The sequence below is a fragment of the Cedecea sp. FDAARGOS_727 genome (genome assembly GCF_012273235.1).
Classification (GTDB): Bacteria; Pseudomonadota; Gammaproteobacteria; order Enterobacterales; family Enterobacteriaceae; genus Cedecea; species Cedecea davisae.
In genome coordinates this window covers 2,372,043-2,388,901 of record NZ_CP050966.1, presented here as the reverse complement: position 1 = coordinate 2,388,901, position 16,859 = coordinate 2,372,043, and the positions used below count along the sequence as shown (strand labels likewise).

Annotated in this window: 16 protein-coding genes; 8 read left to right on the top strand and 8 right to left on the bottom strand. The window is 56.3% G+C overall.

The window, feature by feature from the left end; translation table 11 throughout:
* Positions 1–47 precede the first annotated feature (47 nt).
* The gene (locus FOC35_RS11445; protein ID WP_172568933.1) at positions 48–560 is read left to right on the top strand and encodes a GNAT family N-acetyltransferase; all 513 of its coding nucleotides are present in this window, start codon (positions 48–50) and stop codon (positions 558–560) included.
* Between the two features lie 46 nt (positions 561–606).
* Here FOC35_RS11445 and FOC35_RS11440 read toward each other — a convergent pair whose 3' ends face one another.
* From FOC35_RS11440 to rraB, 8 genes are all read right to left on the bottom strand, one after another.
* A complete protein-coding gene (locus FOC35_RS11440) occupies positions 607–1,059 on the bottom strand; it encodes a DUF1198 domain-containing protein (RefSeq protein WP_172568932.1) in 453 nt (150 codons plus the stop codon).
* A 186-nt stretch (positions 1,060–1,245) separates the two neighbouring features.
* Entirely contained in the window at positions 1,246–2,637 is a 1,392-nt protein-coding gene (gene uhpT / locus FOC35_RS11435; RefSeq protein WP_016538320.1) for a hexose-6-phosphate:phosphate antiporter, read from the bottom strand.
* A gap of 138 nt (positions 2,638–2,775) precedes the next feature.
* Positions 2,776–4,104, bottom strand: coding sequence for an MFS transporter (locus tag FOC35_RS11430; RefSeq protein ID WP_172568931.1), 1,329 nt, complete (start codon positions 4,102–4,104; stop codon positions 2,776–2,778).
* Positions 4,105–4,113: 9 nt separating this feature from the next.
* Positions 4,114–5,616: a signal transduction histidine-protein kinase/phosphatase UhpB gene (gene uhpB / locus FOC35_RS11425; protein ID WP_172568930.1), complete on the bottom strand. Its 1,503-nt coding sequence runs from the start codon at positions 5,614–5,616 to the stop codon at positions 4,114–4,116.
* Positions 5,616–6,206: a transcriptional regulator UhpA gene (gene uhpA / locus FOC35_RS11420; protein WP_016538323.1), complete on the bottom strand. Its 591-nt coding sequence runs from the start codon at positions 6,204–6,206 to the stop codon at positions 5,616–5,618. The genes uhpB and uhpA overlap by 1 nt, the downstream gene beginning before the upstream one ends.
* 91 nt (positions 6,207–6,297) lie before the next feature.
* The gene (locus tag FOC35_RS11415; protein ID WP_016538324.1) at positions 6,298–7,122 is read right to left on the bottom strand and encodes a hypothetical protein; all 825 of its coding nucleotides are present in this window, start codon (positions 7,120–7,122) and stop codon (positions 6,298–6,300) included.
* A gap of 12 nt (positions 7,123–7,134) precedes the next feature.
* Positions 7,135–7,896 carry a tRNA isopentenyl-2-thiomethyl-A-37 hydroxylase MiaE gene (locus FOC35_RS11410; RefSeq protein ID WP_172568929.1) on the bottom strand — a complete coding sequence of 254 codons (762 nt, stop codon included), beginning with the start codon at positions 7,894–7,896 and terminating at the stop codon, positions 7,135–7,137.
* A 48-nt stretch (positions 7,897–7,944) separates the two neighbouring features.
* Positions 7,945–8,370, bottom strand: coding sequence for a ribonuclease E inhibitor RraB (gene rraB, locus FOC35_RS11405; protein ID WP_039898844.1), 426 nt, complete (start codon positions 8,368–8,370; stop codon positions 7,945–7,947).
* A 163-nt stretch (positions 8,371–8,533) separates the two neighbouring features.
* Between rraB and argF (FOC35_RS11400) the strand changes: the two genes are divergently transcribed.
* The 7 genes from argF (FOC35_RS11400) (at position 8,534) to pyrB (ending at position 16,847) form a co-directional block, all read left to right on the top strand.
* Positions 8,534–9,538, top strand: coding sequence for an ornithine carbamoyltransferase (gene argF, locus FOC35_RS11400; RefSeq protein WP_172568928.1), 1,005 nt, complete (start codon positions 8,534–8,536; stop codon positions 9,536–9,538).
* A gap of 648 nt (positions 9,539–10,186) precedes the next feature.
* Complete coding sequence (arcA, locus tag FOC35_RS11395) at positions 10,187–11,407, top strand: arginine deiminase (protein WP_172568927.1); 1,221 nt, start codon at positions 10,187–10,189, stop codon at positions 11,405–11,407.
* Positions 11,408–11,421: 14 nt separating this feature from the next.
* Positions 11,422–12,333, top strand: a complete 912-nt coding sequence (locus FOC35_RS11390; RefSeq protein WP_172568926.1) for a carbamate kinase — start codon at positions 11,422–11,424, stop codon at positions 12,331–12,333.
* Between the two features lie 148 nt (positions 12,334–12,481).
* Complete coding sequence (gene argF, locus FOC35_RS11385; protein WP_172568925.1) at positions 12,482–13,486, top strand: ornithine carbamoyltransferase; 1,005 nt, start codon at positions 12,482–12,484, stop codon at positions 13,484–13,486.
* 75 nt (positions 13,487–13,561) lie between these two features.
* On the top strand, positions 13,562–15,031 hold the full coding sequence (gene arcD / locus FOC35_RS11380; RefSeq protein ID WP_016538333.1) for an arginine-ornithine antiporter: 1,470 nt from the start codon (positions 13,562–13,564) through the stop codon (positions 15,029–15,031).
* A 138-nt stretch (positions 15,032–15,169) separates the two neighbouring features.
* Entirely contained in the window at positions 15,170–15,649 is a 480-nt protein-coding gene (locus FOC35_RS11375) for an arginine repressor (RefSeq protein ID WP_039898848.1), read from the top strand.
* A gap of 265 nt (positions 15,650–15,914) precedes the next feature.
* Positions 15,915–16,847 (top strand): aspartate carbamoyltransferase, encoded by a 933-nt coding sequence (gene pyrB, locus FOC35_RS11370; protein WP_172568924.1) that lies wholly within the window; start codon positions 15,915–15,917, stop codon positions 16,845–16,847.
* The last annotated feature ends 12 nt before the right edge of the window (positions 16,848–16,859 follow it).

Below are 16,859 nucleotides of genomic sequence, written 5' to 3'. Positions count from 1 at the left end.
ATGAAGTGCTATTAACTCCCTTTATCCTTCCTAAGCTTATGAGTCACATGATGAACACCACTGCTCCGGTTGACGTGAAGCTCCAGCTGCGCCGGATTACCGCCGAAGATAATTCGGCCATCGCCCGGGTTATTCGTCAGGTTTCTGCCGAATACGGCCTGACCGCCGACAAAGGCTATACCGTTGCCGACCCTAACCTTGATGAGCTGTACCAGCTGTATAGCAAGCCTCAGCATGCTTATTGGGTCGTTGAGATTGATGGCGAAGTGGTGGGAGGCGGCGGCGTCGCCCCGCTGTCATGTAGCGAGCCGGATATCTGCGAGCTGCAAAAAATGTATTTCTTGCCGGTGGTTCGCGGTAAAGGGCTGGCGAAAAAGCTCGCGTTACAGGCGCTGGAGTTTGCCCGCGCCGAAGGGTTTACCCGCTGCTATCTGGAAACTACGGCATTTTTGAAAGAAGCCGTTGGCCTGTACGAGCATCTGGGGTTCGAGCATATTCCTGCTCCGCTCGGCTGTACCGGGCATGTGGACTGCGAAGTAACTATGCTCAAGGCGCTGTAATCACAGCGCTTTCAATATAAAACAACGTTCTGCCGGGCTGCTGGCATCAATGCAGCCAGTGCACGCCGTCTTCCGGCTGGAAATAACCGTTATAGCGCATCTGGAAGGCGTTAATCTCCGGCCAGTCTGGCTCTATTTCGCACAGAAACCCCAACGCAAGGCGCACCTGAGCATCGGTCACCGGGGCCGCCAGCCTGGCCTTTTGCAGCCTACGGTGCCACTGCTGTAAATTTTGATCGCTGCCGTCCACAATCACGATTTGCCAGATAAGCAGGACCTGAGCCGCATTTTGCAGATGAGACTCATCGGGGCGATGCAAATACTGCAAAAACGCGTCGCCTTGCGCTTTCCCCATCTGATCGATCATCGATTCAACCGGCACCACATCGATCCCCAGCCGCTCACTCAGCCGACGAATTGCCCGCCGGGAATGAGACGTAAGCACCCGAAACCCTACAACAAACACCACACACAGCGTAGCCAACATTAACCAAATCATGAAGTAAGATTCCCGACTGCCTAAGCTTATTTTGCCGTCAGCAACCGGCAATATTTTTTCATGGACTTCATGCAGTATACCGCAATCACTTTCCTCAGTAATACGCCAGACCTGTGCGCAATCTGGCGGGCGGCGGGCATAAAAAAGCCCGGCGTTATGCCGGGCAGTAAGTCACCAACAACACACTTAAGCGATTTTAAGCTGCTGGATCTTTTTCTCACGGCGAATTTTGCGCTCTTCAAATACCGCGACTATTGCCATCAGCACGATACAGCCGATCGCTGCCGCATCCAGAGCGGCAAAGGTACCAGCCCAGCCGGTGAGGCCGAAGACCGGCGTGCCGTCGGCAATCATGCCCAGGCCAAGCTTGGCGAAGCTGTCGCCAATCAGGTAGGCGAAGGTGCCTTTGATGCCGTCCGCCGCGCCGATAGCTTTCTTCGGCACGAAGCCAACCGCCGCCACGCCAATCAGCAGCTGCGGGCCAAAGACCAGGAAGCCAAGAGCAAACAGCGAAGCCAGGTAAACGTACTGGTTGCTGGCATGTTGGTACACGCCCAGGGTGGCGATAATCAGCGCCAGCGCAACGCAGGCAACCAGCGCACGGCGCCCGTTAGCCAGGTCCGACAGCCAGCCCCACAGCAGCGTGCCCACCAGCGCGCCTACTTCAAACAGGGTGAAGCCCTGAATCGCCACTTCTTTGGAGAGCTTCAGCTCCTGGAAAGCGTACACGGTGGACCACTGGTCGATGCCGATGCGCACCACGTAAAGGAAGATGTTGGAGAAGCACAGCAGCCAGATAACTTTGTTCTTCAGCACGTACTCAACGAAGATCTGCCATTTGGTCATGGAATTATCTTCGGCTTCTTTGTCTTCTTCGCTCACCTCTTCGCCAAACAGCTCTTCGGCGGTGCCGAGGCCATAAGACTCAGGGGAGTCGCTGCCGTAACGCAGGGCAACAAAGCCGACGACCAGGGCGATAATGGACGGGAAGATAAACATCCCGATAACGTGGCCGTCAAACAGGTAGTTAGCGCCAAACAGGGCTACACCAGCCGCGCCCGCGCCGCCGAGGTTATGGGAGATGTTCCACATGCCCAGATAGCTGCCGCGTTTACGGCGAGGCGTCCATTTGGTAATGGTTGAATAGCTGCACGACCCGCCGGTGCTCTGGAAGAAACCGCTCAGCGCGTAGAAGGCAATCATCAGGAACAGGCTAACCGAGCCAGCGCCCATGCTGGCGCTGAAGCCGAGCATACAGATGGCGGAGAGGATCAGCATAAACGGCAGGAACTGCTTGGTGTTTTTGCCGTCCGCATAATAAGAAACCAGCGTTTTGCCCACGCCGTAGGTGATGGAGAATCCGAGGCCGATCATCCCCAGCTGCGTCATGCTCAGCCCGTAGGTTGAGATCATGTCGTTCTGCGCGATGTTGAAGTTTTTGCGGATCAGATACATCGTCAGGTAGCCGATGAAGACCACCAGGTACGACTGCATAAACGGTTTGAACCACATCTTGCGCCGCACTTCGAGCGGCAGATCCAGGGTTGGCTTACGCACCTGGTTTAAAAAGGCCAGCATGGATGACTCCTGATTTGAATACCTGCTTGATGGCAGGCATTGTAGAAATCAGCGCGTCAACTGGCCTGAGACAGCGTCCAGGCGCAACCGGGAATATTTCTTAGTTTTGCCCTGTTTGGCACAAAAAGGTGAGATGCATCACGCTTCACTGGCAGCACGCGGTGCCTGAGCGTTTAAGAACGGCAGCAGCAACAGCGCCGAAATCCCGGCGGCGGTGGCGATAACCGCGAAAAACCCGCTCCAGTGCCAGATGTCGATAACCCTCGCCAGCGGCCAGCCGGAGAGCGATGCCCCGAGGTAAGCAAACAGCCCGACAAAGCCGGTTGCCGCGCCCGCAGCCTCTTTATGCGAACACTCCGCCGCCGCCATGCCGATAAGCATCTGCGGGCCAAACACGAAGAAGCCGGTGGTAAAGAAGCAGGCGGCCTGCATCACGTAGCTGGCAAAAGGCATCAGCCACAGCGAGCCAACCGAGAGCAGAATACCGGCGGCAAAAATGAGGTTCATCGGCCCGCGGTTACCGTTAAACAACTTGTCCGACCCCCAGCCCGCCACCAGCGCGCCGATAAACCCGCCAAGTTCGAACATCGTCACCGCCGAGTTAGCCTTGACCAGCCCCACGCCGAGCGTCTCCGACATATAGAGATTACCCCAGTCGTTTATCGCCGCCCTCACCACGTACACCAGCACGTAGCACAGCGACAGCAGCCAGATGTACGGGTTCGCCAGCACGTATTTATATAGGATCTCTTTGCGCGTTAGCCCCGCGCCTTCCTGCTGCTGAGCCATTTCCAGCTCGTCGTGCTGCCAGTCGCCCACGGCGGGCAGGCCAACGGTTTGCGGCCGGTCCCGCAGCCGCCAGCAGAGAAACAGCCCGGCAATAATCGCGAGGCAGCCGGCAATCATCATCCCAACGCGCCAGCCATAATTCATCGCCGCCGCACCGATAATAATCGGAATAAGCGCCCCGCCCACGTTATGCGCCGTATTCCACACCGCCCACCAGCCGCCGCGCTCGCTGCGGGAGTACCAGGCCGTGAGCAATCTGGCGCAAACGGGCGAGCCCCAGCCCTGGAAGAAAGCGTTAAGCGCCCACAGCAGGGCGAACGCCCATAGCGAAGTCGAGAAGCCGAACAGGATGTTGACGATGCCGGTGGCAATCAGCCCCAGCCCCATAAAGTAGCGTGCGTTGGAGAAGTCGCTGACTATCCCCGAAATAAACTTCGACAGGCCGTAGGTCACGTAGAACAACGTCGCCAGCAGGCCGATGTCGGTGCGCTCCATCACGCCGGTGGCGAGGATCTCCGGCGCGGCGGCGTTAAAGCTTTTGCGGGTGAAGTAAAACAGCGCGTAACCCAGCCAGATGGTTATCAGGATATGCCGCCGCCAGTAGCGATAGCGGGCGTCGATTTCATTTTTATCGCCCAGCAAAGGCGCGCTGGCCGGTACTTTCAGAAAATTCAACATCATCGCCCCTCAGACGTATCGCAACGGCAGGCTGACGCTGACGCGCGTGCCGTGAGTGCAGGAAATAGCCAGGGTGCCGCCCAGCGCCGTCACGCGTTCGCGCATCCCGAGAAGCCCGAAGCCATGCTGCCCCGAGCCGGGCGGCAGACCGCTGCCGTCATCTTCAATCACCAGCATCAGCCACTCTTCCTGCCGCCAGCCCTGGAGCGTGACCGCGCTGGCGCTGGCGTGTTTGACGATGTTGTTCAGCCCTTCCTGGCAAACCCGGAACAACGTAACGCGCTGCCCCTCGCTGAGCATCTGCTCGTCAATTTGCCAGTCGAGATGGCTGACTATGCCCCGGCTTTCCAGCTCCATTTCGCGCAGCAGGGAGCGCACCGCCTGTTCGAGTGAGAGATCGTCCAGCTGGCGCGGTCGCAGCCGCCCAAGCAGGCGGCGTACCGAGTCATAAACGCCCAGCGAGAGCTGTTCGATATGCGCCCCGCTGCGTTTCACGCCATCGTTTTCCGGGGCCTGGCGCTGCATTATTCCGGCCTGGGTGCGGATAGCCGTGATCGTCTGACCAATATCGTCGTGCAGCTCGCGGGCCACTTCCCGGCGCACGCTCTCTTCGGTTTCCAGCAGCCGCTCGGCAAGGCGGCGGTTGCGGGCAAGCTCGGTTTGCAGCGACTGGTTCAGCTCGCGCAGGCGCTGGATCCCCGCCCCCAGCAGCAGCCCGGTGAGGCTTTGCGCCAGCAGCGACAGCAGAAGATCGACCGGGTGATCGTGCCAGGTCTGGCTGGCGATTAAAGCAATGGCGTTCATCAGGGTGGCAATAAGCGCCCCCTGCCAGCCGTAGTGCCAGGCCAGGGCGATAATCGGCAGCGCAAGGCAGAACGGCGTAAAGCGAGAAAGCTCGGCGGGCAACCCCAGTTGAAGCCAGAGGCTGACGGCGAATAACAGCAGATACCAAATCAGATGGCGACCGCGCCAGTTCACCGGCTGGGAAACCAGCGCCGGGCCAAGCGGCTGCCAGACGGTGCTGGTGAGGTAGTGCCAGATAACCAGGCAGGTCGGGGCCAGCGTCAGGCCGCCGGTCAGGGTTAACAGCAGGGCGTTCAGGGACTCATGCCCCCGCCCAATCCACGGCAAAGATTGCAGCAGCGCGGCGGCGATAAGCGCTCCGCCCTGGCGCAGCAAAGTCCGCCAGTCTCGCTGGTGGCGATAGCGGGAGATTAGCGCCACGGGCAGCAGGGTCAGCACGCCTCCGGCCATCAGCAGCGGCAGGTGCGCCAGCGCCACTTCCTGAGCCAGCCAGCCCAGCATCAGCCATTCCGCGCCGAGCAACACCGGCCAGTAGCCACGCGGGCATTGCAGCATCAGGCCCAGACGCAGGCCAAAGGGAAACAGCAGCACCGCCAGTTCGGGTCTTACCACTAAATGCAGGCTGATGCTCCACAGGCAGAACCACGCGGCGGAGAAGATAAAAAAGCTGGCGATAACGGCTATCAGCCGCGAGAAGAAAGGTTGCATCACCAGCCGTCGAACAGGCGGCGAGCCAGCGCAACGTCGTTGCTGACGTCGAGTTTTTCCATCAGATTTGCGCGGTGAACGTGTACCGTTTTCGGCGACAGCCCAAGCTCGGTGGCTATCTCTTTCACCGCCATACCCTGAGCCAGTTTTTCTGCCACCTGGCGTTCGCGCTTAGTCAGCGGATCCTGCCGTCCGGCGGCCAGCTTCATGGCAATGTCCGGCGTCAGGTAGCAGCCGCCGGTCGCTACGGTGTGCACCGCCGCAATCAATTCGTCCGGGCTACAGCGTTTGGATAAAAAGCCGCGCGCCCCGGCGTTAAGCGCCTGTTCCACCAGCGCCGGGCTGTCGTGAACCGACAACATAATAGTCGCCATGCCCTTCGGCAGTTGGGCGAGAAGCTCAAGCCCGGAAACGTCCGGCATCGAAATATCGCAGATGCAGACCTGAACGCCCTGCCCCGGCAGCCCGGCCAGCGCCTCGCGGCCCGAGCCAAACTCGGCCACAACCTGAAAATCCGCCTCCAGCCCAAGCAGTTGGGCAAAGCCGGAGCGGACGATAAGGTGATCGTCGATAAGGGCGATGGTAATCATGGTGCGTTCCAGGGAAGGTAAAAAACGCGCTTACCTTAGCGATAAGCGCGTTGCTGTTCAAGCCTTAAGCGATTTGTGCTGCGCCCGGAGGCTATTCCCCGGCTACGGACAGGCGAATAATGCCTGCCGCTCTGGCAGGTGGGAGTTGCAGAACGTTGCGCCACAGTTCCTGAACCTGATCGCAGACGATGCCCTCCTGGCCCACCGCTTTGTGCGGGTCAGACATCAGATGCAAATCGCCGCCGTAGCGCTTCATCAGTTGCTGGACTATCGGCTGGATATCCTGCCTGGCCTGCTGGCGCTCGGCGTCGGTTACGGTGTGTTTTTCAGGACCGTAGGCGGAGCGCATCATGGCGGCATCTACTTCCATACGGCGCATCGTGACCTCGCGCGGCAGAAGCCTCATCGAGTTGATACCGCCCTTCACATCCGGGAACAGGAAGCGGAAGCAGGCCTCGTTGCTGCTCTTTTGCACCATCGCCGTTTGCTGCATATTGATTTGCATAAACGCCACCACGTTTTCATCGGCGGCATTTTGCAGACGCTTCATCTCCACGGCGAGGATTTGCGGCTGGATAGTGTCAATCACCTGCTGCTCGGTTTTCCCCTGCTTGTGCATCTCAATCGCCTGCTGGCGAATAGACATCCACAGCGCCGGTTCCTGCTCCTTCAGCACCTGGTAAACCGGCATCTGGTTCATCGCGGCATCAAGCCCGGCCAGCTCGCTCTGCGAAGATCCGGCCTTTTCACGCGGGATCAGGTATTTAACGTCGAAAATATTCCACGCCATAATAGCGACCAGCGCAATCGCGACGGCGCCGGCTTTCCCCACCCAGCCTTTCTTGCGAAAAACGCCGACCACTACGGCAATTGTCGCGCCGACATAGCCTGCAATAATGACGTGGGTCCAGTTCATACAACATCCTTCTTAGTCTGCGGGCACCCCGCTGTGGAAGCGAAACTCTTCGTCGCGGCTCTGGATAAGCCGGGCTTCTACTTCGCCAAAAAAACCAATACGTTCGCTGATGTCGTTTCCGGCAATTTGCTCCGCCAGGCTTAAATAATCCTGATAGTGACGGGCCTCAGAACGCAGCAGCGACAGGTAAAAACGCTGTAGCTCATCGTCAAGGTGCGGCGCCAGGGCGGCAAATCGCTCGCACGATCGCGCTTCGATATAGGCTCCGCAGATAAGCTTGTCCACCAGCATCAGCGGTTCGTGGGTGCGGGTTTCGCTCAACAAACCTTTAGCATAGCGACTGGCGGTAATTTTCACGTACGGAATGTTACGGGCAATCATGATTTCCCGCACCTGCCAGAAATGGTGCAGCTCTTCTTTAATCAGCAGCACCATGCTGTCGATAAGCTGCTGTCCCCAGGGGCTTTGCGTTTTTGGCATCACGCTTTTGCCAATCCCTTTATGGATAGACAGAAAGTCCGGCTCGTCGCCGTCGCGGAAGGTAAAGGCTTCGTAGGGCTGTAGCCAGGCCAGCAGCGCCTGCGAGCTTTCTTTATCGGCAACATATTTGCGGATCAGCAGCATCGCGGTTTGCGCGGCTTTGAGTTCGCAGACCATGTGGTCGGTCAGCAGCAGCGGCAAATTTTCGGGCTGACGGGCTTTTTCAGTCCACGCATCGGGAGTCGGGCAGTGCAGGAATTGCTTAACGGGGGAGAGGAGTTGCTGGTAGTTCATGGCGATATCCTGAAGCGCAGCGGCTGAATGCCGCTGCGCCGCTTACTTTTAGTGGCGCACGCCGTCGTCGTCTTCGTCCAGAAGATCTTCGTCGTCGCCTTCTTCGCCGTCTTCACCGTTCGGATCTTCGAAGTAAGTGCCCCAGCCGTCGTAATCCACGCCGAATTTTTCCGCCAGGTTCATCAGTTGCTCAACCTGAGCATCAATCAGCTCGCGGTTCAGCGCGCATTCGCTAAGGATGTCGCAGCAGATGACGGTATCGCCCTCTTCCACTTCCAGCTCTTCAGGATCGGTGACTTCGTAGCCCAGTTTAAAAGCTTCAACGGCCGCTTTCTCCAGGGTTTCAAAATCATCTGCAGAAAGGTGGTGCTCGATGGTGTACAGCGCGTCAGGATCGCTGCCGTCATCCAGCAGTTCTTCAATGATTAAGCGAGTTTCTTCGCGTTGTTCTTCCAGCTGTTCTGGATTTGCCATGGCCCTTTCCTCAAATAAGTCGGCAGATACTCTCATTTTCACACACGCCGGGGTTTGCCTCCACCTTTCATCGCAAAGTTTTAACGCTCGGGGTTGCAATTGAATATTCATACATATAAATTGAATTTTAATTCAATAGAGGCTTCTGCCATGCGAGGAAAAAATGAGTCACTTTTATCAGAAAAATTTTCTTAAGCTGCTCGATTTTACGCCTGCCCAGCTCCATGAACTGTTGGCCCTGGCCGCTAAGCTGAAAAACGACAAGAAAAAAGGAACTGAAACTCAGCAACTTACTGGGAAAAACATCGCGCTCATCTTCGAAAAAGATTCGACCCGAACTCGCTGCTCTTTCGAAGTTGCCGCTTTTGACCAGGGCGCTCGCGTCACTTATCTCGGCCCAAGCGGCAGCCAAATTGGGCATAAAGAATCAATTAAGGATACCGCACGGGTGCTGGGGCGCATGTATGACGGCATTCAGTATCGCGGCTATGGTCAGGAAATAGTTGAAACCCTGGCGAGCTACGCCGGTGTACCGGTGTGGAACGGCCTGACCAATGAATATCATCCCACCCAGCTGCTGGCGGATTTATTGACCATGCAGGAGCATCTGCCGGGGAAAAGCTTTAACCAGATGACGCTGGTTTACGCCGGGGATGCACGTAACAACATGGGTAACTCGATGCTGGAAGCCGCCGCGTTGACAGGGCTGGACTTGCGCCTTGTGGCCCCTGAAGCCTGCTGGCCCGACGCAAATCTGGTGGCAGAGTGCAAAGCGCTGGCCGCCCAAACCGGCGGTAAAATCACCCTCACGGAAGATATTGCCGCAGGCGTAAAAGGCGCCGACTTTATCTATACCGACGTTTGGGTGTCGATGGGTGAAGCCAAAGAGAAGTGGGCCGAACGTATCGCCCTGCTTCGCCCTTACCAGGTCAACGGCGAAATGCTGGCGCTCACCGGCAACCCGCAGGTGAAGTTCCTGCACTGCCTGCCTGCATTCCATGACGACCAGACCACGCTCGGCAAGCAAATGGCCCAGGAGTACGACCTGCACGGCGGTATGGAAGTTACCGACAAAGTATTCGAATCCTCCCACAGCGTGGTGTTTGACCAGGCAGAAAACCGCATGCACACCATCAAGGCGGTGATGGTCGCCACGCTGGCTGAATAATTTATTCGCTCTAAGGGTTATTCCCTGGCCCCTCCGACGTCACCTCGTCTGAGGGGCTTTTTTTCTTAGCGCATGTTTATTGCAAAAGATGTTGCATAACTGCTGCGCTGGCCGGATTCTTTATGCAGTAAAAAGACATAACCTCAATTGAACACGGCTGAACCTCTCCGCTAATCCGTTGTTTCCCGTTAAGTAAAAAGAAAAAAACCTGCTCGCTCACAGTTTCCAAACCGGGTATCCACGAAAAATTCACAATAACTATTTCTTGTTTCCCCCATCTTTCAGGATTAAATAAACCATCACGTGCATAACTATGCACATAAAAATAAAAAACACAATAAAATCATATCGATACCCTTAAGTTAAATTGGTAATCAATTACAAACCATTAACAACAGAGATATTATCAGGCTGATAATTGAGTAGTTATGCAGTAAGCAAAATAAATATAAAAGCTATTTCCTGACGTTTATCAAATAATAAAAAGAGAAATAAAACCCACCGTCATCGCGTGATGAAGATCACATTAAACGGCTTAATAAAATCTAATATACGCCTCGAAGACAACCAACCGAATTATTTAAGTTGCGACGCAATATTAATTGCGCCATGGGAAAACTCATCCTCAAATAATGTAAGGGAATAGTCATGGATAAGCATTATGTCGGTTCCGAAATAGGCCACCTGCGCAGCGTTATGCTGCATCGCCCAAACCTCAGTCTGAAAAGACTTACCCCTTCAAATTGTCAGGAATTACTTTTTGACGACGTTCTTTCGGTAGAGCGGGCGGGCGAAGAACACGATGTTTTCGCCAACACCTTGCGCCGCGAAGGCGTGGAGGTATTGCTGCTAACCGACCTGCTAACACAAACGCTGGACATCACAGAGGCCAGGGACTGGCTGCTGAATACTCAGGTTTCAGACTACCGTCTTGGGCCAGCCTTCGCCGCCGACGTGCGCGGCTGGCTGGCGGATATGCCGCACCGCGAATTAGCCCGTCGCCTTTCCGGCGGGCTGACTTACGAAGAAATTCCAGCCCAGATTAAAAATATGGTGGTGGATACTCATGCGGCAACCGACTTTATTATGAAGCCGCTGCCAAATCATTTATTCACCCGCGATACATCGTGCTGGATTTATAACGGCGTTTCAATTAACCCAATGGCTAAAGCAGCTCGCCAACGCGAGACAAATAATTTAAGGGCAATTTATCGCTGGCACCCGGCATTTACCGACGGCAATTTCATTAAATATTACGGCGACGAAAACATTAATTACGACCACGCCACGCTGGAAGGCGGCGATGTATTAGTGATTGGCCGCGGCGCGGTATTAATTGGCATGTCTGAGCGCACCACGCCTCAGGGCGTTGAGTTCCTCGCTGCATCGTTATTCAAACATCAACAGGCGACCCGCGTGATTGCGGTTGAGCTGCCAAAACACCGCTCCTGCATGCACCTCGATACCGTCATGACCCATCTCGATGTCGACACCTTCTCCGTCTATCCGGAAGTGGTGCGCAAAGACGTGCAGTGCTGGACGCTCACCCCGGACGGCAAGGGCGGCATTAAACGCCATCAGGAAGTCAGCCTCGTACACGCCATCGAGCAGGCGCTGGGCATCAGCGAGGTCAAGCTTATTACCACCGGCGGAGACGCCTTCGAAGCCGAGCGCGAGCAGTGGAATGACGCCAACAACGTGCTGACCATCCGCCCGGGCGTGGTAATTGGCTACGAGCGCAACATCTGGACCAACGAAAAATACGACAAAGCCGGGATCACCGTGTTGCCAATTCCTGGCGACGAATTAGGCCGCGGGCGCGGCGGCGCACGCTGCATGAGCTGCCCGCTGGAACGTGACGGAATTTAAGTGGAGAGCCGTATATGACACTGAAACCGACCCTGGTGGTCGCCCTCGGCGGCAACGCTTTGCTAAAACGCGGTGAGCCGCTGGAAGCCGACCTGCAGCGTAAAAATATCGAGCGGGCCAGCAAAACCATCGCCCAACTGATCGAAAACTGGCGCGTGGTGCTGGTGCACGGCAACGGCCCGCAGGTTGGCCTCCTGGCCCTGCAAAACAGCGCTTATCAAAACGTTAGCCCTTATCCGCTGGATGTTCTCGGCGCGGAAAGTCAGGGAATGATTGGCTACATGCTTCAGCAATCGCTGAAAAATCATCTGCCGGACCGCGAAGTTAGCGTGCTGCTGACTCAGGTGGAGGTCGACCCGCAGGATCCGGCCTTCAGTAACCCGACCAAGTATATCGGCCCGGTCTACAGCAAAGAGCAGGCGGATGCCCTGGTGCGCGATAAGGGCTGGTCGGTTAAAGCCGATGGCCAGTATTTCCGCCGCGTAGTGCCTTCCCCGCAGCCGAAACGCATCGTGGAAAGCGATGCCATTACGGCGCTGATTCAGCGCGATCACTTGGTTATTTGTAACGGCGGCGGCGGCGTGCCTGTGGTGGAAAAACCCGACGGCTACCACGGCATCGAGGCGGTGATTGATAAAGATCTTTCCGCCGCGCTGCTGGCCCGCCAGATAGAGGCCAACGCCCTGCTGATCCTGACCGATGCCGATGCGGTGTACCTGAACTGGGGCGCGCCTGACCAGCGCCCGCTGATGCAGGTAACGCCCGCCGAGTTGGACAAGATGACCTTCGACGCCGGTTCCATGGGGCCGAAGGTTGCCGCCTGTAGCGACTTTGTGACCCGCTGCCACGGTATTGCCGGGATTGGTTTGCTGGAGGACGGGGCGGCGATTCTGGCGGGCGAGAAAGGCACGCTGATTCGCGAATAGTGATTGCCCCTCACCCTGACCCTCTCCCCTGAGGGGAGAGGGGATAAAACAAGAGAACAAAACAGAGTCGCCCGCATTTCCCCCTCTCCCTTTCGGGGAGAGGGCCGGGGTGAGGGTCAACAAACTCTTTTTTCAAAGGATAACAAAAATGACTATCAACTTAAAAAATCGCAATTTCCTGAAATTACTCGACTTTAAACCTGCAGAAATTCAGTACCTCATCGATCTCGCCCGCGACCTTAAAGCAGCCAAAAAAGCGGGTACTGAGAAAAAAACGCTATGCGGTAAAAACATTGCGCTTATCTTCGAAAAAACCTCCACCCGCACCCGCTGCGCGTTTGAGGTAGGCGCTTTTGACCAGGGCGCGCTGGTGACTTATCTCGGCCCAAGCGGCTCGCAAATCGGCCATAAAGAGTCGATGAAAGACACCGCCCGCGTGCTGGGCCGGATGTATGACGGCATCGAGTATCGCGGCTACGGCCAGGATATCGTAGAAGAGCTGGGCGAGTATGCCGGTGTGCCGGTGTGGAACGGGCTGACTAACGAGTTCCACCCAACCCAGATCCTCGCCGACCTGATGACCATGCTGGAGCATGCGCCGGGCAAAAAACTCAATGAATTGTCCTTCGCCTATCTCGGCGACGCCCGCAACAACATGGGGAATTCACTGATGGTCGGCGCGGCTAAAATGGGGATGGATATTCGCCTCGTCGCGCCAAAAGCATTCTGGCCTGAGGCTGGCCTGGTAGAGCAATGCCGCGCCATCGCCAAAGAGAGCGGCGGGCGCATCACGCTGACCGACAGCGTGGCGGAAGGCGTAGCGGGAACTGATTTCCTCTACACCGACGTCTGGGTCTCAATGGGCGAGCCAAAAGAAGCCTGGGCCGAGCGCGTCAGCCTGATGACGCCATACCAGATTAATCAAAGCGTCCTCGATGCAACCGGCAATCCCAATGTGAAGTTCATGCACTGCCTGCCTGCATTCCATAACGAACACACCAAAGTCGGGAAAGAGATCGAAGAAGCCTACGGCCTGAAAGGGCTGGAAGTGACCGAGGAAGTCTTCGAGTCCGGGCATTCCATCGTCTTCGACGAAGCGGAAAACCGCATGCACACCATCAAAGCCGTCATGGTCGCCACGCTCGGAGAGTAACGCCGCCGGGCGGTGGGAATCTTCTTGCCGCCCGCTGTACCCAGGTGCTGCCCAGCGCAGCGGGAGAATAGGAAAATGGCAGATGTTACCCATGCTGGCGCCACAGACGCGCCCGCAACTAGTGAGAAGAAACTCGGACTCAGCGCGCTGGTAGCGCTGGTTATTGGCTCGATGATCGGCGGCGGGGTCTTTAGCCTGCCGCAAAACTTTGCCTCAGTTGCCTCACCCGGCGCACTGCTGATCGGCTGGGCAATCACCGGCGTAGGCATGCTCTGTCTCGCCTTTATTTATCAGAATCTCAGCGCCCGCTGCCCGGATCTCGACGGCGGGGTTTATAGCTACGCCAGAGCAGGATTTGGGGATTTTATCGGCTTCCAGTCAGCCTGGGGCTACTGGTTCTCGGCCTGGCTCGGCAACGTCTCCTACGCGGTGCTGCTGTTTAGCGCCCTGAGCTTCTTCATTCCGGTGTTCGGCGACGGTAACAACCTGCCGTCATTCATCGGGGCGTCAATTGTACTGTGGCTGGTTCACGCTCTGGTACTGCGCGGCGTGCGCGAAGCTGCCTATATCAATACCATCCTCACCGTGGTGAAAGTTGCCGTCCTGCTGCTGTTTATCGTCGCGGTGCTGATTGCCTTCCGCATCGGCGTGTTCACCGCAGACTTTTGGGGCCGCATGATGGTGATTGACGGCACGCGGCCGGAAATTTTCCAGCAGGTTAAAAGCATTATGCTGGTCACGACCTGGGTGTTTATCGGTATTGAAGGAGCGACCGTGGTTTCCGCCCGCGCGGCAAAACGAGCCGATATCGGCAAGGCAACGGTGATTGGCCTGCTCGGCGTATTGGTGATTTATATTCTGGTTAGCGTGCTGTCGATGGGCGTGCTTGACCAGGCGGCGCTGGCCGGGTTGAAAAACCCATCAATGGCGGGCGTGCTGGAAAGCGTGGTCGGGGTTTGGGGCGCTAAATTCGTCGCTGGCGGCGTGATTTTATCCCTCGCCGGTGCATTGCTGGCCTGGACGCTTTTCGCGGCAGAACTACCCAGGGTTGCGGCAATTGACGGAATATTTCCGAAGATTTTCGCCAAAGAGAATGCTCGCCACTCGCCATCATTTTCACTGTGGATAACCAACGGTCTGATCCAGCTGTTCCTGATCCTCACCTTGTTCTATGCCGCAGGCTACCAGGCGCTGTTTTCCATCGCTACGGCCGCCATTTTGCCGCCTTATCTGTTCAGCGCGGCCTACGGCCTGAAACTGGCCTGGACCGGCGAGCGCTACGGCAAGGGAGAGTCACGTACCGGCGGCATTATTCTCGGCGTGGTGGCTACACTCTATGGCTTCTGGCTTTGCTACGCAGCCGGCGACTCAATGCTGCTCAGCTCATTGCTGTTCACTCCGGGAATACTGGTGTTCTTGTGGCAGAAAAAAACCCAGGGTCAGGCTTTGCTGAAAAGTTACGAATTCGCAATAGCTATCGTTATCCTGGCCGTCGCCGCCTGGACGCTAAAACTGATACTGAGTGGCGCATTACAGATAGCCTGAACCGCTTAAACGCCACAAATGTGGCGTTTAACTCTGCATTTTCATTCGGCGCAGTCAGAAAACAAAGCTCTATCAAAAGGTTAAATCTATTTATGCGGTAAACATAACGCGCCTGTAATTAGAGAAATGGTGAATGAGATGAGGATCTCCCGCGTATCGTCAGAAAAGGAACAGCGGCAACTTGAGCTGTGCCAGCAGTTAATCGTCCACAAAAGCTACCGTTCCCAGGAGCAGTTGCGCTGCGATTTAAAACAGCACGGCTTTGAAGCTATCAGCCAGTCAACGGTTTCCCGGCTACTCAAGCTGCTGGGCGTGATTAAAAGGAGTAATGCGAAGGGAGAAAAGATCTATGCCCTGAACCCCATGGCCCAGCCTCAGCCAAGCGCGGCGCGATCGGTGGCCGAGATGGTCATCAGCGTTGAGCATAATAGCGAGTTTATTATGATCCATACCGTCTCCGGCTACGGCAGAGCGGTGGCAAAAATACTCGATCATCACGCAATAACGGAGATTCTTGGCGTGGTGTCGGGCAGCAGCGTGGTGTGGATTGCGCCGCGGGATGTGCGTAAAACGCCGCTGGTTCATCGCCGTATTATGCAAACCCTCGGGCTGAATTAACCCGGCAGCAACCGATTGCAATGCTGCGAAAAAGTGTGATTTTGCCTCTTGCAGAGTGCGCGGACGCGCGTATAATGCGCCACAATTTGCCGGGAGGAAGCATGGTTCACTGTGTACAAAAAAATGCCGCACCAGGTCGTCTGAAAGCAGACGCCGTTGGGCGTTTTTCTTCCCGTTGCAGCATCGAATTTCTACATTCCCAAATTGCTAAGGCCCCTCATTGAGGGGCTTTTTTTTGCCCGTCGCCCGAGAACAGGAGAGAAGCATGACTAACCCGTTATATAAAAAACACATCATTTCCATCAATGATCTCAGTCGTGAAGAACTTGAACTGGTGCTGGCAACAGCCGCGAAGCTGAAAGCTAACCCGCAGCCGGAGCTGCTGAAGCATAAAGTTATCGCCAGCTGCTTCTTTGAAGCTTCCACCCGTACCCGTCTCTCCTTCGAAACCTCGATTCACCGTCTCGGCGCGTCGGTCGTCGGTTTTTCCGACAGCAGCAATACCTCCCTGGGTAAAAAAGGTGAAACGCTGGCCGACACCATTTCGGTCATCAGCACCTATGTGGACGCCATTGTTATGCGCCACCCGCAGGAAGGCGCGGCGCGCCTGGCAACCGAGTTCTCCGGCGATATTCCGGTGCTTAACGCGGGCGACGGCGCCAACCAGCACCCGACGCAAACCCTGCTCGACCTGTTTACCATTCAGGAAACTCAGGGCCGCCTGGAAAACCTGAACATCGCCATGGTTGGTGACCTGAAATACGGCCGCACCGTGCACTCTTTAGCCCAGGCGCTGGCGAAGTTCAACGGCAACCGCTTCTACTTTATCGCCCCTAACGCGCTGGCAATGCCGCAGTACATCCTGGATATGCTGGATGAAAAAGGGATCGCCTGGAGCCGCCACGAGTCAATTGATGACGTGGTTGGCGAGCTGGATATTCTCTATATGACCCGGGTGCAGAAAGAGCGTCTTGATCCGTCCGAATACGCCAACGTGAAAGCGCAGTTCATCCTGCGGGCCGCCGATCTGGAAGGCGCGCGCGCCAATATGAAGGTGCTGCACCCGCTGCCGCGCGTGGATGAGATAACCACCGACGTAGACGCCACGCCGCATGCCTGGTATTTCCAGCAGGCCGGTAACGGTATTTTTGCCCGCCAGGCTCTGCTGGCGCTGGTTTTGAATCGCGAACTGGTTTAAGTGAGAGGAGAA